The sequence below is a fragment of the Paenibacillus sp. MMS20-IR301 genome (assembly GCF_032302195.1).
Lineage (GTDB): Bacteria > Bacillota > Bacilli > Paenibacillales > Paenibacillaceae > Paenibacillus_AQ.
This window is the reverse complement of the sequence record NZ_CP135275.1, coordinates 2,765,334-2,788,722: the sequence shown is the minus strand read 5'-3', so window position 1 is coordinate 2,788,722 and position 23,389 is coordinate 2,765,334. Positions and strand designations below refer to the sequence as shown.

Genomic DNA, 23,389 nt, shown 5'->3' with positions numbered 1-23,389 from the left:
GTTATGAAAGTGATGGATTTAAGAATAAACGGTGTAGAGAACCCGGTAGGGTTCGCTTACGACACTCTGAAGTGTTCATGGAAGGTGAGAGAGTCCAGCGCGAAAAGACAGAAAAGAGCCAAAATAGAAGTCAGCTTGAGCGATACCTTTGATACCCTGCTTCTTGTGCAAGAAGGTGAGACTTTGAATTCTGCGGGAGAACAGCTGCAGCTGACCTGCCAGCCTATGACCAGATATTATTACAGGGTTGAAATGGAGACTGATGAGGGTGAAATAGCTGTCAGCCGCAATGCGTTCTTTGAAACGGGCAAGATGGATCAGGCCTGGACAGCAGATTGGATCGGCACACAGGCAGAGGATCATTATCATCCCATTTTCCGGCGCAGGTTTTCCCTACGAGGTCCGGTGCACAGCGCACGCCTGTATATAACAGGACTCGGATTGTATGAGGTTATGATTAATTCTCATAAGGCAGGCGATGAATATCTGGCTCCGCTGTACAGCGATTATCATACGGAGATTCAATATCAGACCTATGATGTCACCGGCCTGCTGACGGAAAACAATTCAATTGACATTATGCTCGGCAACGGCTGGTATAAGGGGCGTTTCGGACTGGGAGGGCTGCAGGAGAACTTCGGCAGTGAATTCGCCTGTATTGCTGAGCTCCATATCACCGGTCAGAGCGGTGAGGTCGAGGTGATAAAGACCGATGAGAGCTGGAGTTATCTGGGCTCTGACCTGGAATTAAGTGATATCTATGACGGAGAGATTCTGAACCGCTGCCTCTGGAATGATCAGGGGAATCCCGAGAAGCCGGTGCGTGTAATGAATCTGGATACAAGCAAGCTGGTCAGCCGGTACAGTCTGCCGGTCAAAGTGAAGGAGGAACGTTATCCCGAACGGATCATCCATACTCCGGCCGGGGAGACGGTGCTTGATATGGGCCAGAATCTGTCCGGCTTCATTGAATTTACGAATACCTTTCCCCGCGGGACAGAGCTGGTCTTCGATTTCGGTGAAATTCTGCAAAACAGTAATTTCTACAATGATAACTATCGTTCGGCGAAATCCCAATACGTATATATTTCAGGCGGCTCTGCTGAAAAGGTCAGACCCCGGTTTACTTTTTTCGGCTTCCGATACGTCCGGGTCACCGGGTGGACCGGTGTGCTGGCCGTAACTGATATTGTTGCGAAGATTATTTACTCTGACCTGGACACTAGCGGATTCATCGAAACGTCCAATGAGAAGATCAACCGGTTGTACCAGAATGCACTCTGGGGGCAAAAATCGAATTTCATTGACTTCCCTACAGATTGCCCGCAGCGGGATGAACGGCTTGCCTGGACAGGAGATGCACAGGTGTTTGCCGGAACCGCTTCATACAACATGGATACCCGGGCGTTCTACCGCAAGTTTATCCATGACCTGAGAACCGAGCAGCAGAAGCATAAAGGAATCATTCCGGCATTCATTCCGGTTTTTGGGCCACCAATAGCCTGCAGTGTATGGGGAGATATAGGAACCTTCCTGCCGATGGTATTATACCGGCATTACGGCGACAGGGAACTGCTGGAGCAGCATTTTCCAATGATGAAGGATTGGGCGGATTATATTACCGGCGAAGACAAACAGCGCGGCCAGAGGTATCTGTATAATTTCGGAGCTCAGATAGGGGACTGGCTGGCTCAGGACGGCAGATCCCCTCAGAGCTTCAAGGGCGGCACAGATGATTACTTCATCAGCTCCTGTTATTACTATGAATCGGTCCGTCTGGTTGCTGAGGCTGCAGAAATTCTGGGTAAAAGTTACCTTGCCGGAGAATACGGCAGTTTAGCGGAGAAGATCAAATCAGCTATTCTTGCGGAGTACTTTACCTCCACAGGCCGATTGAGCATAGATACACAGACCGGCTACCTTGTGGCCTTGAACTTCGGAATCTATCACGATAAACCGAAGCTGATTGAAGGTCTGCGTGAACGGTTGTATAAGGATTGTTATAAGCTTACCAGCGGCTTCGTAGGGGCTCCGGTATTATGCCGGGTGCTGGCGGAGAACGGCATGGAGGAGGAAGCGCTGAATTTTCTGCTGCAGGAAGAGTACCCGAGCTGGCTGTACTGTGTTAACTTAGGGGCAACAACGGTCTGGGAACGCTGGAATTCAGTGCTGCCGGACGGGACAATCAGCGGAACGCTGATGAATTCCCTGAATCATTACGCATATGGCTCCATCGTTGAATATCTGTACAGAAATCTGGGCGGACTGGTGCCGCTTGCACCCGGATTCAAAAAGGTAAGATTCGCACCGCAAATTAACCGTAAATTCAAGACTTTCAAGGTGGTATATGATTCTGTCTGCGGGACTTACGGCTCAGAGTGGAAGGTACAGAGCGATGGAAGTGTGGCGGTCCGCTTCGAGGTTCCATTTGCCTGCAGCGCGGAGGTCCACTTGCCTGAATATACCGGAGGTGTTATTCTGCTGGGTCCGGGAGTCCACGAGCTTACGTATCAGCCGCTGAAGGATTTCCGTAATTTATTTTCGATGAACAGCCCTTTGGCAGAGCTGGTCCGTAATGAACGGGCACTGGAGATTCTCCAGCGGATCCTGCCGGGTATTTTCCAGTTTCTCCCGTTAGATGATATTGACGGAACAACACATTCCCTGAATACATTAGCGAAGATGGAGTTTTTCGGGATTACGCGCGGAGATATAGAGCTGGCTGCACAAGAAATCCTCAAGCTTCAGGAATAGGAGTATGTTATGAATTATTATTCAGCGGAGAAGATTTCCCGGCATGTAACCAGAATTACAAGCATGAGCAAAGAATATATGTATCTCATTGAGGGAGAGAGGGAGGCCGTCTTAGTAGACACCTGCCTTGGTGTTGGAAGCTTAAGAGCGTTCGTGGAGAGCCTTACTTCCAAGCCGCTCACTGTTCTGCTGACACACGGACATGTGGATCATGCTATGGGTGCTCCGGAGTTTGCAAAAGTATATATGAATCTGGCAGATGTCGCTGTTTATCTGGAGCATCAGGCACTGCAGGTAAGGCAGGAGTATATGGCGATGACGCTGGGCCTGGAGCTTGCCGAGATCCGGAAGCTGGACTTTGTTCAGCCGGAGCTTCCGGATTTTCTTGCGCTAAGGGACGGAGACCGGTTTGATCTCGGCGGTGTTCAACTGGCAGTATCCGCGGCAGCCGGGCATACACCCGGTACGATGGCTGTGTTAATTGAAGAAGAGCGGACCCTGATTCTGGGGGATGCGGGCAACCGCTCCACCTTTCTGTTCGATAAGCATTCAAGCTCTGTAGAAAGCTACAGGAATTCTATGATAAGTCTGGCTTCCAAGACGGCCGGGAAGTTCGATCAGGTCTATCTGTGCCATCATCTGGGCGAGGCTCCCGCCCTGATCCTGGAGGAGCTCGTCAATCTGTGCGGCGAAATTATGGACCGGCAGACAGATGATATCCCTTTCGAATTTATGGAATATACAGCCTGTATTGCTAAAGCTGTAGATGAGAACTTTAACCGCCTGGATGGCGGGACAGGGAATATCATTTACGATGTTAATAAAATCTTTAACAGCCATTGAAGAAGTTACCGTAAGATTCAGGCTTGGGGCAATAACCGCCCCAGGCCTTTCTCTGTAACGGACATCCAGTACTTCAGAATTACACCGCCTAAGCAGACCGTAAGCACGGTACCGGCGCCGATAGGGCCATGGAACAGAAGAGCGGCCAGCAAGAACACCAGGTAGATAATCGTCCGGGTATACAGAATATTGAGCTTAGTAATCTTCAGCAGGACTAAGGTCAGCCGGTCTATAGGAATCGGTGCGAAATTTGCGCGCAAATATACCGCTGTTCCTAAACCAATGGTAACCATGCCCAGAGCGAAGGCGGCAGCTTGGCTGATCCACAGATCAGGCTCAATCAGCTTGTGCAGCAGGAAGATCCACATATCTATGCCCAGCCCGGTAATAAAAGCGGTGATCAGCCCCAGCATTTCCGGTCTTTGTCTGGATAAGCAGGCGTTGCATCCGATCAGGAGGCAGGCAATCAGCACCTCCCAGCTGCCGACGGTCAGACCGACATGCTCGGACAGGCCGACTAACAGGGCATCAAACGGTGAGGTGCCCAGGTCAGCAAGGATGGTTAGCGCTACGCCGAAGGTCAAGATGATGATTCCGCCGCTGAATACGGCAAAGGTTGCTATACGGGATTTTGGCAAAAGGGCTCCGTCCATTCCTCTAAAATGAGATCACATAAAAGTATACACATCATAATAATTGTTGTAAATACAACAATGCCTATAAATCGGCTGTGAATGCGAGAAACGGAGCAGCACGGAGTAAATCACCGGGCGCTTAAGAGCAAAGCTTAAGAATGCGTTTACATCCATGGTGGAATGGCATTATTTAGCTTCTTTTGCCATCCGGGGTGTTTTACATTGTATTGCCGCAGGCGTAAGATTCAATCAGCAACGAAAATCAAATATAGCTGTTCTCAAGCGGCTGAATTCCAGCAGTGGAACGGGTGAACCCCGCAAGCCCCGAAGAGAGAGGATGAGCGCCATGATCGAGTAACTGACCACGGATAGCCCTGCTGCTTCTGTGGTCTTTTTGCTGTGCATTGAGGGAGGGGAAGCAGTTTGTAATTAATGAAGCAAATTCTTATAACAACCAATAAAATTCTGTTCATCTGAAAGTAAATGTTCACAGGTAAAGGGAGGGATCCTTATCACTACTGTATTTATCGTGTGCTTCTGGGTGGGGCTGCTCCTGCTGCTCAGCGGCGGAATACACGGACATGGCCTGGGCGGTCATCTGCATGGAGGTGCAGGCGCCGGTGATGCCGGAGGGCCGGGCTTCGTGCCTGTACTCCCGGTGATGGTGTTTGTCGCGGTCTGGGGCGGCACGGGCTATACGCTTACCAGGTTCAGTGCTATGCAGCTTACTGCGGTAATTCTGGTCTGCTCGCTCATTGCCCTGCTGACCGGCTGTCTGATGTATGCGGTGCTGGCCCGGGTGATGAACCGTTATGACAGCAGCATGAATGAGCTGGAGTATGATCCGGCCGGACTGCTCGGATATATCAGTATTGCGGCGGCGGATGGCGCAGTCGGGGAGATGAAATATGTGCAGCACGGCACCATGCGCTCTATCGGTGTACGGGCAGACAGCGGCCAGCAGCTTGTTAAGGGCGACCGGGTCATTATTTTGCAGGTGGATAAAGGGCTGGCGGCAGTCGCGTTCTTCGAACGGGAAATAGAACAACTATAATGTATGGGGAGTGTCGGATGAAATGGTCATTCTGTATGTAATCGCAGCAATCACGGCAATAATTCTGCTGGCTCTGTTCAGTATCGTGAACGCTTATAAAAAGGTACCGCCCAACCAGGCAATGATTGTCTTCGGCCTAGGCGGCAAAAGAGTGGTCCAGGGCGGCGGGACCTTCGTCATCCCCGGCTTCCAGAATAACAAAACCATCTCGATGATGCTGATGAGCTTTGATGTCATCCCGGCGCAGGCGATGTTCTCACGGCAGGGCATTAAGCTGAATCTGGAGGCGGTAGCCCAGATCAAGATCAAGAGTGATCCGACGGCGATTCTGACCGCCAGCGAGCAGTTCATCGACCGCCCGGAAGAGGACCGCGAGACGATCATCCTTCATTCCGTGGAAGGCCATCTGCGCGGGCTGATCGGGCAATTGACGGTTGAATCGATCCTCAAGACTCCCGATGAGATCAACAGCAAGATGCGGGAGACCTGCTCAGAGGACCTTGACAAGATGGGGCTTGAGGTCGTCAGCTTTACCATCAAGAAGATTACTGATGATAAAGGGTATATCGACAATATGGGGGTTCCGGAGATTGAGCGTATCCGCCGTGATGCCAGCATCGCCCGGGCCGAAGCCGAACGTGATATTCAGATCAAGCAGGCTGAAGCCGAGAAGGAATCCTCGATTGCCAAGGCCAATGCGCATCAGGCGACCATCGAGGCGGGAACCGCCGCGCGGGCCAAGGAATCACAGTTTGAAAAGGAATTGAATATTAAGCAGGCGGACTTTAAGCTGGAGACCGAAGTGAAGAAGGCGCAGGCTGACCTTGCCTATGAGCTTCAGCAGAATAAGATCCGCCAGTCGCTCGTGACCGAGCAGGTCAAGATCACGCAGATGGAAGCGGAAGCGAACCGCACAGTCCGTGAGATCGAAGTGGAGCTGCGGCAGAAGGAGCTGGAGGCAACGGTCATTAAGCCGGCGCAGGCGGAGAATCAGGCAGTGATTATGCGGGCGGAAGCCGCCAAGCAGCGGCAGATTCTGGAGGCGGAGGCAGAGGCAGCCGCAACAACCAAACGCGGGCTGGCTACGGCAGAAGCTGAACTGGCAAAGGGGAAAGCGAACGCGGAGATCGTGCAGCTGTCCGGGGCCGCAGAGGCAGGGGCGCTGGAGAAAAAAGCGGAAGCGTACAAACAGTTCACCCAGGCGGCGCTCACTGTGGAATTCCTGAAGATTCTGCCGGAGCTCGCTGAGAAGATTGCTTCCCCGCTGGCTAAGGTCGATAAGATTACTGTGATCTCCCAGGACGGCGCATCATCTGGAGTGAACAAGATTACCGGCGATATCGCCAAAATAATGGCCCAGGTTCCGGAGCTGACCCAGTCACTCACAGGCATGAATGTGACGGAAGCACTCAGCGGTCTGCTCGGGCGGAATAAAGAGTAGAGCCATTCTTATTGTCCTGCCAGCAAGCCCACCCGTTCTATTACAAGAAGCGGGATGGGCTTGCTGCGCCTAACAGCCAAGGTGCCTCAGTCTGTCACTTCTCCCAGAGCTCGATCAGCCTTCCCTCCGGATCTTCAATCCACGCAAACTTGCCGTATTCACTAATTTCCTGCTCCTTGGCAAGCGGTACGCCGATTTCTTCCAAATGCCTGAGCGTCTCTTTCAGATCCGCTACCTGGAAATTTAACATGACCTGCTGCCCGGCAGGGAAATAGCGGTCATCTTCCGCAAATAAAGTGAAAATCGTTTGATTGCCCGGCTGCGGCTGAATCATTGTGCCGTTCCAGTCCCCGATATCCAGCTTGAGCGCTTGATTGTACCACTGCTTCACAGCTTCAAGATTTCCGGTTCTCCAGAATACGCCTCCGAACCCTATGATCATTGTACTCAGCCTCCAGTTCCTCTGCAGATTTTTAGATTTCGCTTACATTATAAGCGGTCCTGTCCCGTTTTACACATCATCTTAATGCAATCTTAATGTTGCCGCTGAAACCCTAACACGAAATTAATGAGGGGAATGGTATACTTTCAGCAAAATGAGACCTTTGTCAGGTCTTTCAGAATAAGCGACATAAATAAAAAACGAGTGGTGAAACCTGTGATTTCATTTTTAAAACGATTTTTAATCGGAAGACCGTTAAAATCCAGCGAGCTGGGGGAACAGAAGCTTAATAAAAAGAAAGCATTAGCCATCCTCTCCTCGGATGCCTTGTCTTCCGTGGCGTACGGCCCGGAGCAGATCCTAATTGTTCTGGTTACGATTGGCGCTGCAGCCTTCTGGTATTCCATACCGATTGCTGTCGGCGTACTGGTTCTGTTGACCGCACTGATTATGTCCTACCGGCAGATTATTTTCGCGTATTCACACGGCGGGGGAGCTTATGTGGTCTCGAAGGAAAATCTGGGCAGATACCCCGGGCTCATTGCCGGCGGCTCGCTGCTGGTGGATTATATCCTGACAGTGGCGGTAAGTGTATCGGCGGGAACGGATGCCATCACCTCCGCTTTTCCGGGCCTGCATGAGCATAAAGTAGTCATCGCTATTGTCTTCGTGCTCCTGATTACGATTCTGAACTTAAGAGGCGTGACCGAATCAGCGTCTGTGCTTGCCTATCCGGTCTACCTGTTCGTCCTGGCCTTATTTATTCTGATTGGTACGGGTCTGTATAACATCTTAACGGGGAATGTTCCGGCAGAGCTGCATACTCCGCTCGGTACTCCGGTGGCAGGCATCAGCCTGTTCCTGCTGCTGCGGGCGTTCTCTTCAGGAAGCTCGGCTCTCACCGGTGTTGAAGCCATCTCCAACGCCATCCCGAACTTCAAGAGCCCGGAAGCCTCCAATGCCGCCAAAACACTTACGGCCATGGGCACTTTGCTTGCTGTATTGTTCACCGGCATAGTTACACTGGCATATTATTATGGAATTGCCCCCCGGGGTGATGTTACGGTCGTCTCACAGATTGCAGAGCAGACCTTCGGGCGTAATGTAATGTACTATTTTATCCAGGGGACAACGGCCTTAATCCTGATTCTGGCAGCGAATACGGGGTATTCCGCCTTTCCGCTGCTGGCTGTCAATCTGGCCAAGGATAAGTTCATTCCGCGGATGTTCACCATGCGGGGTGACAGGCTCGGGTACTCGAACGGGATCATCATTCTCGGCGTGCTCTCCATGCTCCTGATTTATGTGTTTGAAGGGAAGACAGAGCAGCTGATTCCGTTATATGCTGTCGGTGTGTTCATTCCCTTTACCTTATCCCAGACCGGGATGATGGTGAAATGGCTCCGTGAGAAGCCTGCCGGCTGGATGCCGAAATTCGTCATCAATACGGTGGGGGCGCTGATCAGCTTTATCGTGACCATGATGTTCTTCCTGACCAAATTCACGCAGGTATGGCCGGTATTCGTCTTCCTGCCGATTCTGCTGCTGGTGTTCCACCGCATCCATAAGCATTACGAGGCCGTAGCTGACCAGCTTCGCATCTCCACCTGTGAGGAAACGGTCAAGATTGAGGGCAATGTAATTATCGTGCCGGTTGCCGGAATCACCCATGTGGTAAACAACTCTCTGGAATATGCGAAGTCTCTGTCCCCGCAGCAAATTATTGCCGTGTATGTACCTTTTGAAAGGGAGGATGAGGCGGCCTTTGAGGAGAAGTGGCAGAAATGGCAGCCGGATGTACGGCTGGTGACGCTATACACGCCATACCGGAGCATCATCCAGCCGTTGACCAAATTTATCGATACGATCCAGTGGAAGGCGGCAGACTTAAATCATCGGGTAACGGTAATTATTCCGCAGTTTATTCCGAAGAAGGGCTGGCATAATATCCTTCATAACCAATCCAGCCTGCTGATCCGCGCGCATCTGCTGTTCCGCAGTGATGTGATTGTAACCACCGTGCCTTATCATCTTAAAAAATAGATCTTGAGCTTGGCCCAGTCCGCAGCTTGTCCAGAATGTCTGGAACGCTGCCGGCTGGGCCTTTTTGTATACAGAAACAAGTTGCTCAGCAGGTATGGCCGCATAATTTGTCGAATATTTATGTTGTGTCCTGATGGGAAGGATAGAGAGAGAAGGGGTGAGGGCATGAGGCTAGTCAGGCTGGTACACAATTATTTTCAGCAGGCTACGATGAGGAAGCGGATCCTGTTTATTTTTGCCACGGGCACGCTGGTTCCCTTCATTTGTGTAGCGGTGTTGTCTTATCATACGATGTCCTCGATTCTGGCCGGTAATCTGGAGAACAGTGTCAAGAGCAATCTGAAGCAGGCAGAGCTGTCCCTGGAGCGGACGATCAGCAATTTGAACCATGTCTCGCAGCAGCTTGCGTTTCAGGGCAGCATCGGTAAGAAGGTAGACCTGCTTCTGTCCTCCGACCAGCGGTTTGAGCGGGCTGTGCTGACGGAAGAAATCAATACGGAGCTCAATCTGATCTCCTTCACCAACCCCACGATCGGCCTCATGATGTACTATTCCAAGGAGAACGGCAGTTATATGTTCAACAGCTCCATTGTAAAAGAGGACTATGAGATCAGCAGCCTGCCGCTGCTCGCGGAGTACTTCCGGATTGCCTACTTCGGGCCTCATATCAGCAATGAACGCTATAATGAAGAATACGTCATTTCGGCACTGCGCAAGCTGGACTTACCCGGGGATGCGGATGATATGTATGTGTACGTCGAGTCGGGCTTTAAGATGACCCCTTCAATCTTCGAGAATAAGCTGGGGGACGCTTCTTATTATCTGATTCTGGACAATGACAAACGGATTGCTTATAGCGATGTGCCGGCGGATTTCACGATGAACCAGTACTTCGATGATACCGGAGGCAGCGGCGGGTCCGGCCAGCAGAACGGCTATTATTGGTTTGAGAGCACCAGCAACCAGGGATGGAGTGTAGTCTCGCTGATTCCGAAGAAGGAATATAACAACGAGAAGAACCGCTGGGTCGTGCAAATGATTTATTTGTTCCTGCTGTTCCTGGCGGTCAGCCTGTTCTTCTCCTGGTTTCTGTGGAAAATGGTCTACGTGCCGCTGCAGCAGTTCAACCTGCAGATTAAATCTATTACACAGCGGAATACCAGTCTGGCCGAGGCATCGCGGATCAGGATTCCGGAGTTTGATTTCCTGCTCAAGCAGCTGCTGAATATGAAGGAGCAGATATCCGGGCTGATCGAAGAGATGGGGGTTAAGGAGAAGCGGCGGGCTGATCTTGAGGTGGAGAAGCTGCTGTACCAGATTAATCCGCATTTTCTGATGAATACACTGGATACGGTCCACTGGCTTGCCGTGATGAACGGGCAGAAGGAAATCGACAAGCTGATCGTCTCACTCAACAGGCTGCTCTATTATAATCTGGGCAAAAGAGGGCAGGTCTCCACCATCCGCGAGGAGATTGACTCCATCCGCCAGTACCTGACCCTGCAGCAGGTGCGGTATGATTTCGCCTTCGATGTGCAGATCCGGGTGGATGATGATGTGCTGGATATCCCGGTGCCGCGGTTTATTTTGCAGCCGATTCTGGAAAATTCACTCTATCACGGACTTGATGATGAAGGGGCCATCCGGGTGGATGTGGCCAAGGATGAGCAGGGGAGGCAGATCATCATCTCCGTGCATGACAATGGCGGAGGAATTTCACCGGAGGAGATTCAGCGCCTGCTGAACCAGCAGCAGGTGGAGCAGCAGCGGGCCGGTATGGGCATCGGAATGAGCTATGTGCGGCGGATGATCGAGAACCAGTATGGCCAGCGGGCCAGCCTTGAAATCTATAGTGTGCCGGGGCAAGGCACTACAGTGTCTTTGAAAATACCGGACATGGAGGAGGCGGAGCAGAATGATTAAAGTATTGATTGTCGACGATGATAATCTGGTGCGTAAGGGCCTGAGATCCATGCTTCCCTGGGGAGAGTACGGCATGGAGGTGGCCGGTGAGGCGAATAACGGCGAGAAAGCGCTGGAGCTGCTGGCTCAGCAGCAGGTGGATCTGCTGCTTACCGACCTGGCGATGCCGGTCATGTCCGGGATGGAGCTGATGCGGATTGTCCGGAAGGAATATCCCCGGATCTGTATCGTTGTACTCACTCTGCATCAGGATTTCGAATATATACAGGATTGCCTGCGGCTAGGTGCGATTGATTATATTGCCAAAGTAGAGCTGGAGACAGACAGCTACGATGAAGTGATGGGCCGCATTATGCGCAGGGTTCTGGAGGAGCAGGCGAAGAATCCGGCTCCTGCCGTCTTCTATGATGCTCCTGCGTGCGGGAAGCAGCAGGAAGAGCGGATCGCGGAACCGGAACCGCCGCTCCAGCCGGCAGCTGAGATTGAAGCGGTTATCGCCGGGCTGAAGCAGTATGGCCGGACACTCGGCTGGGTGCATAAGGCATCTGAATTTGAACGGTTCCGGGAGGAGCTGAAGCAGGCTTCCCTGCCTCCGGCCAAGCTGATGCTGCTGCTGAATTCCTTAATGCTGGGCTGGAACCGGATTTACTCTTCAGTGACAAGCCGGCAGATCGAGCTGCCGGACAGCTTCAACAGCTGGGCAGAGGCGGAAGCGTGGCTGCGCAAGACCAGGGAAGACTTCGTTGCGGCCATCGGCAAGGCCCAGTATTCGGAAGAGGTCCAGGAATGCATTATGCGGGCTGTGCAGGCGATGCATGAGGAGCTGGCGGAGCCGGTAATGGCCTCGGAAATGTCGAAGCGGGTAAATATGAGCCGCAGCTATTTCAGCCAGTGCTTCAAGGATATTGTCGGCATGACCTTCAATGAATATCTGCGTTCCATCCGGATGGAGAAGGCCAAGGAGTATCTGCAGCACACGCAGAAGAACATTCAATGGATTTCCGAGCATACTGGGTATACCGACCAGAAGTATTTCAGCCGCGTGTTCTATGAGAAAAGCGGAATGCTGCCCAGTGAATACCGGCAGCGGGTCCAGGACGGGGCACAAATGTCCGGCAGATAGGGGGAGATATGTCCGATAGGGAGCTGGAGCTTCCCCCATATCTCTACCCGAACTGGAAGCCGTATTCTGCCGCGGAAACGGTTTCATTCCTGTATACTTGCGATACAAGGCAATCATATTGAAAGAAGGGAAGGGACAATGACAAGAGGGGCCAGGATGATTGCTTTGCTCGTGATAATGCTGTCAGTCAGCGCATGTACCCGTACGAATTCTCCGGCTCCGGCAGACGGCCTGAATTCAAGGCTGCTTCCCGGTTCATCCGGCAAATATGAGAAGCCTGTCACCTTAAGCATCGGCATAACGGTTGACACTAACAAGTCACTGCTGCCGGGAGAGACGCTGCTTGACAATCAATACACCCGTAATATCAAGGAGAAATTGAATATAATTATTGATTATGCCTTCAAGGCATCCCCGGCCAATTACAGCCAGAAGGTCAGCCTTGCTGTCGCCAGCGGGGACCTGCCGGATGCGATGGTTGTCGGCCCGTTAGAACTTAGAGAAATGGTTGAAGCCGATCAGCTTATGGATATGACGGAGGTCTATCACAAGTATGCTTCTCCGGTCATTAAGCGGATTGTGGACAGCACGGGCGGGGAAGCGCTGAACAGCGTCACATTTGACGGCAAAATACTGGCGCTCCCGAATGTGCAGCTCAGCGCAGACGGAGTCCATCTCTTATGGATCCGCAAGGACTGGCTGGACAAGCTGGGACTTGCACCGCCGGAAACGATGGCTCAGTTGGAGGCGGTTGCCCGGGCATTTGTCCTGGAAGACCCGGACGGCAACGGGAAACAGGATACAATCGGGCTGGCCGGACCCAGCTCAACTGGCAGGCTCTACGCGAACTTCCTGCAGTCTACGAATAATATGTACGGCCTGGACGGGATATTCTCAGCATACCATGCTTATCCGGGCTATTGGCTGGAGAAGGGCGGCGAAGTCGTCTACGGCTCCATACAGCCGGAAACGAAGGAGGCTCTGGGGAAGCTGAGGGAAATGTACCTGGCCGGGCTGATTGACCCGGAGATGGGAGTACGCGAGGCGCCCGGAGAAGCTGTTGCGGGTGGAATTACCGGGATGTTCTTCGGGCCGTGGTGGGCGCCTTACGGGCCTGTGGACGATGCAGTGAAGAATAACCCGGACGCCAACTGGCAGGCCTATGCGCTCCCGCTGGACGGGAACGGGGAATACCGCCCGCATATGAGCTCCTCTACGAACCAGTTTCTCGTAGTACGCAAGGGATACAGCTACCCTGAAGCAGCGATGCTGATTATGAACAACCTGGTGCTCGGTGAGAGCGAAGGCATCTTTACGACCGAAAGAGGCCCGACCGAATATCCGCTGCGCTTAACCTATGCACAGGTTGATGAGACGGAATATGAAGTGAAGGCACTGCGGCAGGTGCTGGCAGGAACCCGGACGGCGCAGGACTACCTGGATAAGCCGGAATACAAAATGCTGCAGTCCGATATTGCCCATATCGGTCCGGTAAAGCTGAAGCCGTATGACCAGTACGATATCCAGTACTGGGACCCGGATCAGGACAGGGCGATGTGGATCCGCGGCTATGCCTTAATGGTTGGCGGATCGCCGCTGGTTGATGATGAGATTAACGGAGTCTATAGTGCAACCTACTCATTAACTCCGACAATGGAAACCAGCTGGAGCAGGCTGCAGCGTCTTGAAGACGAGACATTCCTGAAGATTATTCTGGGCGGGGCACCGCTTGCGGCCTTCGATCAGTTCGTAAGCGAGTGGACCCGGCAAGGCGGGGAACAGATTACCCGGGAAGTCAATGATCCGGAAACCTAAGCGTAATATTCCAGCGTGGCGCTGGAGCTCATGCGGCGCCGCTTGCAGCTGGACCCGAACTCACTATGTGAAGGGTCCGGAGGCTGCTTTATGCCCGCTTTTAATGTAAATATATCCCTATATAAGAAAAATATAGATTATGAGGTGAGGGGAATCATGAATATCAATCATGCAAGCAAACCTGTGCTGAACTCCGCAGCGGCCAAGAAATATCAAAGCAAGGATAAATACCAGCTGTTTCTGATGGCACTGCCGTTTCTGGTCCTGGCTTTTCTGTTCTCCTACCTGCCGTTATACGGCTGGATCTATGCCTTCTACGACTACCGGCCCGGCATACCGCTCTCTGCTTCAGAATTCATGGGGCTGGACTGGTTCACCTCAATGGTATCCAATGAAATTCAGCGTGAGGAGGTGCTGAGGGTTCTGCGCAATACTTTTGCCATCAGCTCCCTGCATATTGCCACCTCTGTGCTGCCGGTCATCTTCGCGGTCTTCCTGGTCGAGATCAGAAGCAACCGCTTCAAGAAAATCGTTCAGACGCTGACAACCTTACCGAACTTCATCAGCTGGGTGCTGGTCTATTCCTTCGCCTTCATGCTGTTCTCGGTCGACAACGGCTTCCTGAATAATTTCCTGCTGGATATGGGCTGGATCTCCCGGCCGCTGAATATCCTTGCCTCCGATGATCATACCTGGATGGCGATGACATTGTGGAGTGTCTGGAAGGGGCTTGGCTGGGGGGCGATCATGTACATTGCCGCCATTACGGGGATTGACCAGGAGATTTATGAGGCTGCAAGAGTGGACGGCGCCGGACGCTTCCGGCTGATGTGGCATGTCACTGTTCCGGGAATTATGCCGACGTTCTTCGTCCTGCTGCTGCTCTCTATCGGGAACTTCATTAATAACGGGATGGAGCAGTTCTATGTCTTCCAGAATGCCATGAATACGAATCATATCGAGGTGCTGGACCTGTATGTGTACAATATCGGGATGACGAATTCCAACTTCGGGTTCGCTACTGCGGTCAGCATGCTGAAATCGCTGGTCAGCCTGTTCCTGCTCTTCATCGCCAACAGCATGTCGAAAGTGATCCGCGGTGAAAGCATCTTTTAAATCCCGGGAAGACCAAAGGAGAGAAGTGATATCATGCCTGCCAAAGAGAAATTCACCCTGTTTCATCTGATCAATTACACCGTGTTTGCACTAATTACGATAATCTGTATCTTTCCGTTCTACTATCTGTTCATTAATACGATCAGCAATAACGACCTCAGCAGCAGGGGGCTGGTGATGTTCTATCCGAAGGATCTCCACTTCACCAACTATCTGGATGTGTTCCGCATTCCCGGGCTCGGCCATGCCGCCCTGATGTCGCTCAGCCGGACGGTGCTGGGTACGCTGCTGACGGTTGCCGCTTCCGCTTTTCTGGGCTATCTGTTCACCAAGCCGATGTGGGGCCGCAAATTCTGGTACCGCTTCCTGGTCATAACGATGTATTTCAACGCCGGCCTGATCCCGTGGTATTTAACGATGCTGCACCTGGGACTGACCAATAACTTCCTGGCCTATATTTTGCCGTTCATCGTCCAGCCGTTCTTCATCATTCTGGTCAAAACCTTTGTCGAATCTACGCCGGTTGCCCTGCAGGAATCCGCACAGATTGACGGTGCCGGTTATTTCAAGATTTTCACCAGCATCATTCTGCCGCTCATCACACCGATTCTGGCCACTATCGCCATCTTCTCGTCGGTTACGCAGTGGAACAGCTTCACGGACACGCTCTTCCTGATTACTGATCAGAAGCTGTTCACCCTGCAGTTCATCCTGTACCGGTATATGAATGAGGCGACATCCATCGCCCAATTAATGAAGCAATCCTCCGGGGCCATGGATATGGATCTGGCCAATATGGCGACGCCGACCTCGATCCGCACAACTGTCTCTATGGTTGTTGTACTGCCGATATTGCTCGTGTATCCGTTCTTTCAGCGGTTTTTCGTCAAGGGCATTATGATTGGTGCAGTTAAGGGCTAAGCAGCCGGTGTCAGCACTCGAAGGGGGTGAGCTCTTCTACGGAACGTTGTTGCAACAGAGGTTATGAAGCCAAGAGATGAACAGGGGAGGATTTATGATGAACAAGAGATGGTCCGGCACAGCAATGCTGATTCTCATGAGCGCGATGCTAGTATTTACTTCGGCCTGCAGCAGTAATAATAACGGCAGAAATACAGCTAACAACGGAGGAACAAAGAATACAAATACGGCAACCGCTGAACCGGGAAGCGGCAGCGGCACGGATACCGCAGACAGACAAGAGATTACCATTGATGTGTTCTCCATGCTGGCTAACTATGCCGGTGAGCAGCCCGGATGGTTCGCGAAGATGGTTAAAGACAAATTCAATATTAAGCTGAATATTATCGCCTCGAACCTGGCAGGCGGCCAGCAAAAAATCGCCACCATGATGGCATCCGGTGACCTCGGTGACCTGGTGGTGTTCGGCAGCAACGGCAAGGACTACCAGGATGCGATTAAAGCCGGCCTGCTGCTGGACTTCACCAAGGATGATCTGCTCAATAAGTACGGCAAGGAGCTGCTGGCCAATGCTCCGGATGCGATTGATGCGAACAGGCAGCAGTTCGGCGGCGGAAGCTCCGTTTACGGAGTAGGCTTCGATGTCGGCACCGGAGAAGGGCCGTCCGAAGGAGCAACGATGACTTACGGGCCGAACCTGCGCTGGGACCTGTACCAGAAGCTCGGCAGCCCGGAAGTGAAGACATTGAACGACTACCTGCCGCTGCTGAAGCAGATGCAGGAGCTGGAGCCGGTAAGCGAGAACGGACGCCCGACCTACGGGATCTCCCTCTGGTCTGACTGGGATGGCACCTATATGACGCTTGCCAAGGTTATCGCCCAGTTCCACGGCTACAATGAAGGCGATGGCCTGAACCCGGCAGGGTTGATCTTGACTCATCAGAATAAGGATGAATGGCAGGGTGTCCTTGATGAGAACAGCTATTATCTGGAAGGCCTGAAATTCTATTATGATGCCAACCAGATGGGGCTGCTTGATCCGGATTCCCTGACCCAGAAGTTCTCAGATGTCTCTAACAAAATCAAGGATGGTCAAGTGCTCTTCTCGCATTTCCCGTGGGTGGATAACGTATACAATACACCTGAACGTACTGCAGAGGGCAAAGGCTTCGCGCTGGTGCCTTTCGCTGACGAGAAAATTACGTCCTACGGCATGAGCCCATACGGCGGCAACCGTGTCTGGGCAATCGGGGCCAAGGCGAAGGAGCCTGCGCGGATCATGGAATTCCTGAGCTGGCTGTATTCACCGGAAGGCGTAATGGAATCCAATTATGGACCTAAGGGTCTGGCCTGGGATATCGGTGCAGACGGTAAAGCCTTCGTGACCGATTACGGCTGGAAGGCGCTGCCGGCCAATGCCGAGCCGGTTCCGGCGGAATACGGCGGCGGCACGTTCAAGGACGGGACGAATCAAATCAACAATACTACTCTGAAATTGACAAACATCTACCCGGCAACAGGTGAAGCCTATGACTACAACCTGTGGACTTCAACCCTGAATCATAATCCCGACCCGGTAACGCAAAGCTGGCGTGAGAAGATGGGAGCTATGACAGCCAAGGAGTATTTCGTGAACCACAATATGATCGAGGTTTCGAAGCCGTTCTTCACGACCGAGACTCCGGCGACCGTGCCGGCCCAGCTGCAGCAGAAGATTGACGGAATCGGCAAGATCATCAAGGAATATTCTTGGAAAATGGTTTTTGCGAAAAATGATGCCGAATTCAACAAGCTGAGAGACCAGATGATTGAGAAATCCAAAGGTCTTGGATATGACGAAGCTGTGCAGTATGAAGTCACCAATGCGGAGAAGATGGTATTCCCGTACAGATAATCCCCGTTTTAGAGTTGGATGCATATGTCCCGCCGGCCGCGAAGGCTGGCGGGGCATTCTTGTGCTGCAGCCAGCGGTAAGGCGGACAATGATTATAACTGTTCTTGGTATTGCAGCTTACAGGAGCCTGTGGCTTAATTATGATAGCTGTTCAGCAGAATAACTGGAATGTAGACAGGAGGATACAGCTATGGAAATGAAGCCTTATTTGGATCAGGCAGTTGAGCTGCTCAAGGAAGAATTAGGGGATAATCTGGCCGGAATTTATTTGCACGGTTCGCTGGCTATGGGCTGCTTCCACCCGGAGACCAGCGATATCGATCTTCTGATTGTGGTGCACGATAAGCTGACCAGGGAGGTCAGCAGGAAACTGGCCGGGAGAGTGACGGTCTTTCATGACAGTCTGCCGAACAAACGGGGGATTGAGCTGTCGGTGGTACTCAAGGTATACCTTAAGGATTTCGAGTATCCGGTGCCGTTTGAATTTCATTTCTCAGATGCACATTTGGAACGCTATAAGGCGGATGAGAATTACTTATGCGGCGGATTCGGGGACGCGGATCTGGCAGCGCATTTCACGATTATCTATCACCGGGGGCAGACACTGTACGGTGAACCTGTCCGGGAGGCGTTTGCGCCGGTAGACCGGCAGTATTATCTCCACTCGATTCTCGGGGATATTGAGGACGCGCCGCAGAACATTGCAAGTAACCTAGTGTATTACACGCTCAATCTGTGCCGGGTACTGTCGTACATACGGGAAGAGCGGGTATGCTCGAAGCAGGAGGGCGGGGAATGGGGGCTGCAGCATGTGCCGGCCCGGTACCATGAGCTGCTGCAGCGCTGCCTGGACCAGTACGGCGGAGTGTCAGGCGGAGCGGGCAGCAGAGCAGCAGGCGATGTGAGCGGCGGCGCGGGGGATGATCCTGTACTGCTGGCTGACTTCGCAGCATATATGATTAGCGAGATAAGGAGCGGCGGAGCTGATAGATGATAAGAGCGATCGGATACGGGGAAGATAAGAAATAAACAGGGCGGTCGGGAGCGGTGGAGCGGACAAGCTTATTCGAGCTATGTCTATAGCTCTGGGGAATCCTGCACTAAATACAACATTCTCCAAATAAAAGTATGCTTTATGAGCAATTGTTGCATAAAAGGCAGCATTAAGCAGATTTTCAGCGCTTTAAGGCGGCGATTCCTGCATTTCATACAACAATTGGTCAGAACACCAGGCATTCCGTAGTTCTAGGTTGCAGAAAGTACAACAATACTATCGGAACTGCCAGATGGCAACAGCCGGTGTCCAGGGAGTTAATCCCTGAGCACCGGCTGTATTTATTACCCTACAGCATAACAGTCATGATTGGCGGCTGATTATCCTGCATATTCACATTTGAAATTGCTGAACTCTGCTGCGGAACCTTCACCTTGGGCATACAGGCCAATCAATACGCCTGTGAATCCGCCGGCAACCTCGGAGGAGAGGTAACGGGTCTGGGCTGTACCGAGCAGAACTTCTTTACCGTCGGCTTCCACGAAGAAGCTGTAACGCTCATGGCTTGCCCGCACGATAAGCTTGGCTTGGCTGCTGTTACCGAGCTCTACGGTATGCTCAACGGATTTGATATCCCCGATATTCAGGCGCTCAATGACCGCATATCCGTCTGCATTTCTGCGTACAGCCAGATCATAGTGATGCTGCTCATCCATATAGAGCGTGATTCCGGCTTCACCGGTGCCTTGGGTCAGGTTGACTTCACAGGCAATTTCGGCAGCGAAGTCGCGCTGGCGCAGGCCGATGAAGGTAGGGGAGGCCGGAACATCCAGCGATATTTCCGTTCCCTTGAGAGTTACTTTGCCGGTTCCCAGCGCATAGTTCTCTTCAGCCGGATGACGCAGGTAACACCAGTCCAGAGCCCAGTTGGTGTTCCCGAAGGTAACCGGCTGCGGGGCCTGCTGAATAACTGTGTCCGGAATACGGTCCGTCTCAAAGGAGGTCAGCGTTGTTCCGTTATGGCCCGCCGTGAACCAGCCGTCCTCGTCAAAGGTGACTGGAGTCAGAAATACCTCGCGTCCCAGATGATGGAAGGTAAGCCATCTGCCGATCTGGCGGAACCCAAGATGCAGCATCCACCAGTTGCCCGCATGGTCTTCAATCAGGTCGCCGTGTCCGACGCCCTGCAGCTCATAACCGCCCAGATTGCGGTTCGTGAGCACCGGATTATGCGGATAGGATTCGAACGGGCCGGATGGCGCATCTCCGCGCGCATAGATTACCATATGACCGTATTCCGTACCGCCTTCAGCGGCCATCAGGTAATAACGGCCGTTCATTTTGTAGAGATGCGGGCTTTCGAGATACCGTCCGCCAGTTCCTTTCCAGATCGAGCGGCTGGGCGAGCGCTTGCTGCCCGTTTCAATGTCAATCTCACACTGGACGACCCCGCCGATCCCGTTATCGTCGACTCCGTTGCTCATGAAGAAGGCTCTGTCTTCTTCGAAGTACAGATCAGGATCAATGCCCCCCTGGTCAACAAAGACCGGTTCTGACCATTCGCCGTAAATATCATCGGTCCAGACATAGAAATTCTGCCGGGTAGTATCGTTGGTTGTGGTCATATAGAAGCGTCCGTTGTTATGACGGATCGTAGGAGCAAAGACACCGCCGGAGCTGCCGACCGTACCAAGCTCTACCTGGCTTGCCCGGGTCAGGCAGTGGCCGATTTGCGTCCAGTTTACCAGGTCCTTGCTCTCAAAGAGCGGAACGCCGGGGAAATACTGGAACGAGCTGCACACCAGATAATACGTATCTTCTACCTTGCATACACTGGGGTCGGGATAGAAGCCTTTAATGACCGGATTGCTATATTTCATACATCCACCTCTTCTGTTAATTCATATGAATATGAATCTAAGTTTATCTATTGACACTACTAAGAAAATTAAACAACAAAGTGTAAAATGCTGCAATGGATTAAGCTTGATCCTAAATTATAAATCAGTTAAATTAATAAAAATATCATTTCAACAAAACGGGGTGGTTATCTGTCATGCTGATCAAAGCGAACGGTGAACCTAAATTCATGGCATTATACGAAGCACTGGCAAGTGAGGTCAGATGGCGGATTATGAGCCTGCTGGCGGATCAGGAGATGAATGTGAAGGATATTGCCGGACGGCTGCAGCTCAGCCCCTCTATCATCACCATGCATATCCGCAAGCTGGAACTAGCGGGACTTACCGGTAGCCGCAGGGTAAGGCTGAACGGGGGAACCCATAAGCTGTGTTATCTGGAGCCGCAAAGTATTGAGATTGAGCTTCCGGCAGCTAATCAGACAGTGAAGTTCAAGGAGCAGAGCATATCTGTCGGTCACTATACGGCCTTCGAAGTCCATCCGACCTGCGGACTGGGGACCCATGAGAAGGAGATCGGCGTGTGGGATGATCCACGGTATTTCCTTGATCCTGAGCGGGTTCATGCGGGGATTCTATGGTTTGGCAGAGGATATGTTGAATACAAAATGCCCAACTATGTACTGGCGGGTGAAACAGCCGAAGCGATTGAAATCTCGGCCGAGCTGGCTTCTGAAGCCCCTGGCCTGCGGGATCATTGGCCTTCAGATATCAGCTTCACCTTCAACGGGGTTTTCCTCGGGACCTGGACCAGTCCGGCTGACTTCGGAAGAGCTGCACGGGGCAAATACACCCCGGCCTGGTGGCACCGTAATGTCAATCAGTACGGGCTGCTGAAGACGATCCGCATTGATGCTGCAGGTACGTACATTGATGGGGAGCGGATGTCGGATGTGACGGCAGCCGAGCTGAATCTGGCTGAGCCTTTCTGGACACTGCGGTTCGCGGTGGATGAGCAAGCCGTGAACGTAGGCGGCTTGACCCTCTATGGAGCCGGATTCGGTAATCATGACCAGGATATCGTGGTCCGTGCCTATCTGAAATGACCAAATAATATAACAGAGGATCTGCCCGGTGGACAGATCCTCTGTTATGACTTACTGGAAGCGGTAGAGCCGTACGCCATGCGCCGGCACATCAGCCTGCAGCTGGCCGCCTGCAAGCACGGCTGGTGCGCAACTCCAGAGCTCGGTGCCTGTGGCATAGCCCGCAAGGCCCAGCGGTTCAAGGGCAAGCTCTACCGGCAGCGGGCTGTCTCCGGTGTTGAACACTGCGGCATAGCGGGAGCCTCCGGCTTCTTCCGCTGTCCAGACGATCAGGTCGCCCTCATGCAGGGCTTCCTTCGCGCCGTAGCTGTCCTTGTGCATGTGCAGCACCTCACGGTTGGTAAGGAGCGACAATGTCCACTCGTCATTGTCGCGCAGCTCGCCGCCGAAGATCAGCGGCGAGCGGAAGATGCTCCACAGCGACATCATGGTCAGCTGCTCATCCCGGGTGAACCGGGTCCAGCGGTCAGCTCCGCCGCCATCCACTGAACGGATCCCGATGTGGCCGAGCGGCAGCATGTCACAGTCAGGCCAGGTGCCGGGCTGCGGCACGCCCTGCCATTTCCGGCAGCGGTCGAACATATCCAGAAGCAGCGGCCACAGGTCCCAGAAATCATCGGTCACACGCCACATATTGGCATGCCCAGTGAAGAATTCCGCGTATTCTACCGGAGCTGGGCCAGGGGAGAGGCTGAGCACCATGGGTCTGCCGCTGCGTTCGATTGCCTTGGCAATCAGTGCGATTTCCGGCTGATGGGTATCATACAGCCTGGAGGCGGCGATATCATCAACCTTCACCAGATCAACCCCCCATTCCGCGTATAGGGCGAACAGGGAATTGTAGTAAGCTTCCGCACCATCCTGCGCGGCATCTACACCGTACATGTCAGTATTCCAGGGACAGATCGAATTCGTGTGGGCAATTTCGCGCGCAGTGGCATTGCTGCCGAGAATTGCAGTGCCGGCATGAGCTGCCTGGCGGGGAATTCCGCGCATGATATGAATGCCGAACTTCAGGCCAAGGCTGTGCACATAATCAGCCAGCGGCTTGAAGCCCTTGCCGCCTGCAGCGGACGGGAAGCGGTTCTCGGCCGGCATCAACCGGGAATATTCGTCCATTACTAGGGGGACGAAGGCCCGGTATTGTGAGGAGTTGGCGTAAGGCTCATACCACTGGATGTCCACAGTAATATAATCCCAGCCGAATTCTTTGAGATTTGCTGCCATATATTCTGCATTACCGCGGATTTCTTCTTCGGTTACGGCCGCCCCGTAGCAGTCCCAGCTGTTCCAGCCGAGCGGGGGAGTAGGTGCTGCAAGCTTATGTGTCATGGTAGAGCTCCTTTGCAGTTGAATTAGTGCGCTTCCTGCGCTTGTCTAGTTCATCATAATCAAGGAGAGAGCTGATATCTATAGTAATCTTGCA

Annotated in this window: 17 protein-coding genes; 13 read left to right on the top strand and 4 right to left on the bottom strand. The window is 52.6% G+C overall.

Annotated elements, in window-relative coordinates:
• Positions 1-3: 3 nt before the first annotated feature.
• Positions 4-2,754, top strand: a complete 2,751-nt coding sequence (locus LOS79_RS12430) for an alpha-L-rhamnosidase (RefSeq protein WP_315420027.1) — start codon at positions 4-6, stop codon at positions 2,752-2,754.
• Between the two features lie 9 nt (positions 2,755-2,763).
• Positions 2,764-3,597, top strand: coding sequence for an MBL fold metallo-hydrolase (locus LOS79_RS12425; RefSeq protein WP_315420023.1), 834 nt, complete (start codon positions 2,764-2,766; stop codon positions 3,595-3,597).
• Between the two features lie 17 nt (positions 3,598-3,614).
• Here the strand turns inward: LOS79_RS12425 and LOS79_RS12420 are convergent, their stop codons facing one another.
• On the bottom strand, positions 3,615-4,250 hold the full coding sequence (locus tag LOS79_RS12420) for a YczE/YyaS/YitT family protein (protein WP_315420021.1): 636 nt from the start codon (positions 4,248-4,250) through the stop codon (positions 3,615-3,617).
• A gap of 523 nt (positions 4,251-4,773) precedes the next feature.
• Between LOS79_RS12420 and LOS79_RS12415 the strand changes: the two genes are divergently transcribed.
• Together LOS79_RS12415 and LOS79_RS12410 are read left to right on the top strand one after the other, a co-directional pair.
• Complete coding sequence (locus LOS79_RS12415; RefSeq protein ID WP_315420018.1) at positions 4,774-5,286, top strand: NfeD family membrane protein; 513 nt, start codon at positions 4,774-4,776, stop codon at positions 5,284-5,286.
• 10 nt (positions 5,287-5,296) lie between these two features.
• On the top strand, positions 5,297-6,727 hold the full coding sequence (locus LOS79_RS12410; protein WP_315420016.1) for a flotillin family protein: 1,431 nt from the start codon (positions 5,297-5,299) through the stop codon (positions 6,725-6,727).
• A 94-nt stretch (positions 6,728-6,821) separates the two neighbouring features.
• Here the strand turns inward: LOS79_RS12410 and LOS79_RS12405 are convergent, their stop codons facing one another.
• The gene (locus tag LOS79_RS12405) at positions 6,822-7,169 is read right to left on the bottom strand and encodes a VOC family protein (protein ID WP_315420015.1); all 348 of its coding nucleotides are present in this window, start codon (positions 7,167-7,169) and stop codon (positions 6,822-6,824) included.
• A gap of 216 nt (positions 7,170-7,385) precedes the next feature.
• On the opposite strand from LOS79_RS12405, the gene LOS79_RS12400 reads away from it, so the two are divergent.
• The 8 genes from LOS79_RS12400 to LOS79_RS12365 all read left to right on the top strand — a co-directional run bounded on the left by LOS79_RS12400 (position 7,386) and on the right by LOS79_RS12365 (position 18,998).
• On the top strand, positions 7,386-9,212 hold the full coding sequence (locus LOS79_RS12400) for an APC family permease (RefSeq protein ID WP_315420013.1): 1,827 nt from the start codon (positions 7,386-7,388) through the stop codon (positions 9,210-9,212).
• A 165-nt stretch (positions 9,213-9,377) separates the two neighbouring features.
• Positions 9,378-11,135, top strand: a complete 1,758-nt coding sequence (locus LOS79_RS12395) for a sensor histidine kinase (RefSeq protein WP_315420010.1) — start codon at positions 9,378-9,380, stop codon at positions 11,133-11,135.
• A complete protein-coding gene (locus LOS79_RS12390) occupies positions 11,128-12,258 on the top strand; it encodes a response regulator transcription factor (protein WP_315420008.1) in 1,131 nt (376 codons plus the stop codon). The genes LOS79_RS12395 and LOS79_RS12390 overlap by 8 nt, the downstream gene beginning before the upstream one ends.
• Positions 12,259-12,414: 156 nt before the next feature.
• A complete protein-coding gene (locus LOS79_RS12385) occupies positions 12,415-14,073 on the top strand; it encodes an extracellular solute-binding protein (protein WP_315420006.1) in 1,659 nt (552 codons plus the stop codon).
• Between the two features lie 156 nt (positions 14,074-14,229).
• The gene (locus LOS79_RS12380) at positions 14,230-15,189 is read left to right on the top strand and encodes an ABC transporter permease (RefSeq protein WP_315420003.1); all 960 of its coding nucleotides are present in this window, start codon (positions 14,230-14,232) and stop codon (positions 15,187-15,189) included.
• Between the two features lie 33 nt (positions 15,190-15,222).
• Complete coding sequence (locus tag LOS79_RS12375; RefSeq protein WP_315420000.1) at positions 15,223-16,110, top strand: carbohydrate ABC transporter permease; 888 nt, start codon at positions 15,223-15,225, stop codon at positions 16,108-16,110.
• A gap of 94 nt (positions 16,111-16,204) precedes the next feature.
• A complete protein-coding gene (locus LOS79_RS12370; RefSeq protein WP_315419996.1) occupies positions 16,205-18,004 on the top strand; it encodes an extracellular solute-binding protein in 1,800 nt (599 codons plus the stop codon).
• Positions 18,005-18,194: 190 nt separating this feature from the next.
• Positions 18,195-18,998 (top strand): aminoglycoside adenylyltransferase domain-containing protein, encoded by an 804-nt coding sequence (locus tag LOS79_RS12365; protein ID WP_315419993.1) that lies wholly within the window; start codon positions 18,195-18,197, stop codon positions 18,996-18,998.
• Between the two features lie 380 nt (positions 18,999-19,378).
• Here LOS79_RS12365 and LOS79_RS12360 read toward each other — a convergent pair whose 3' ends face one another.
• Positions 19,379-20,878, bottom strand: a complete 1,500-nt coding sequence (locus tag LOS79_RS12360) for a glycoside hydrolase family 43 protein (RefSeq protein WP_315419992.1) — start codon at positions 20,876-20,878, stop codon at positions 19,379-19,381.
• 179 nt (positions 20,879-21,057) lie between these two features.
• Here LOS79_RS12360 and LOS79_RS12355 point away from each other — a divergent pair, with 179 nt between their 5' ends.
• On the top strand, positions 21,058-21,963 hold the full coding sequence (locus LOS79_RS12355; RefSeq protein WP_315422170.1) for an ArsR/SmtB family transcription factor: 906 nt from the start codon (positions 21,058-21,060) through the stop codon (positions 21,961-21,963).
• Between the two features lie 51 nt (positions 21,964-22,014).
• Here LOS79_RS12355 and LOS79_RS12350 read toward each other — a convergent pair whose 3' ends face one another.
• The gene (locus LOS79_RS12350) at positions 22,015-23,295 is read right to left on the bottom strand and encodes a glycoside hydrolase family 27 protein (RefSeq protein WP_315419990.1); all 1,281 of its coding nucleotides are present in this window, start codon (positions 23,293-23,295) and stop codon (positions 22,015-22,017) included.
• Positions 23,296-23,389 lie beyond the last annotated feature (94 nt).

What these genes read in the sequence shown, in the direction of transcription:
- LOS79_RS12430 (WP_315420027.1), top strand. Translation starts at nt 4, where the DNA reads ATGAAAGTGATGGATTTAAGAATAAACGGTGTAGAGAACCCGGTAGGG.
- LOS79_RS12425 (WP_315420023.1), top strand. Translation starts at nt 2,764, where the DNA reads ATGAATTATTATTCAGCGGAGAAGATTTCCCGGCATGTAACCAGAATT.
- LOS79_RS12420 (WP_315420021.1), bottom strand. Translation starts at nt 4,250, where the DNA reads ATGGACGGAGCCCTTTTGCCAAAATCCCGTATAGCAACCTTTGCCGTA.
- LOS79_RS12405 (WP_315420015.1), bottom strand. Translation starts at nt 7,169, where the DNA reads ATGATCATAGGGTTCGGAGGCGTATTCTGGAGAACCGGAAATCTTGAA.
- LOS79_RS12395 (WP_315420010.1), top strand. Translation starts at nt 9,378, where the DNA reads ATGAGGCTAGTCAGGCTGGTACACAATTATTTTCAGCAGGCTACGATG.
- LOS79_RS12390 (WP_315420008.1), top strand. Translation starts at nt 11,128, where the DNA reads ATGATTAAAGTATTGATTGTCGACGATGATAATCTGGTGCGTAAGGGC.
- LOS79_RS12385 (WP_315420006.1), top strand. Translation starts at nt 12,415, where the DNA reads ATGATTGCTTTGCTCGTGATAATGCTGTCAGTCAGCGCATGTACCCGT.
- LOS79_RS12380 (WP_315420003.1), top strand. Translation starts at nt 14,230, where the DNA reads ATGAATATCAATCATGCAAGCAAACCTGTGCTGAACTCCGCAGCGGCC.
- LOS79_RS12375 (WP_315420000.1), top strand. Translation starts at nt 15,223, where the DNA reads ATGCCTGCCAAAGAGAAATTCACCCTGTTTCATCTGATCAATTACACC.
- LOS79_RS12370 (WP_315419996.1), top strand. Translation starts at nt 16,205, where the DNA reads ATGATGAACAAGAGATGGTCCGGCACAGCAATGCTGATTCTCATGAGC.
- LOS79_RS12365 (WP_315419993.1), top strand. Translation starts at nt 18,195, where the DNA reads ATGGAAATGAAGCCTTATTTGGATCAGGCAGTTGAGCTGCTCAAGGAA.
- LOS79_RS12360 (WP_315419992.1), bottom strand. Translation starts at nt 20,878, where the DNA reads ATGAAATATAGCAATCCGGTCATTAAAGGCTTCTATCCCGACCCCAGT.
- LOS79_RS12350 (WP_315419990.1), bottom strand. Translation starts at nt 23,295, where the DNA reads ATGACACATAAGCTTGCAGCACCTACTCCCCCGCTCGGCTGGAACAGC.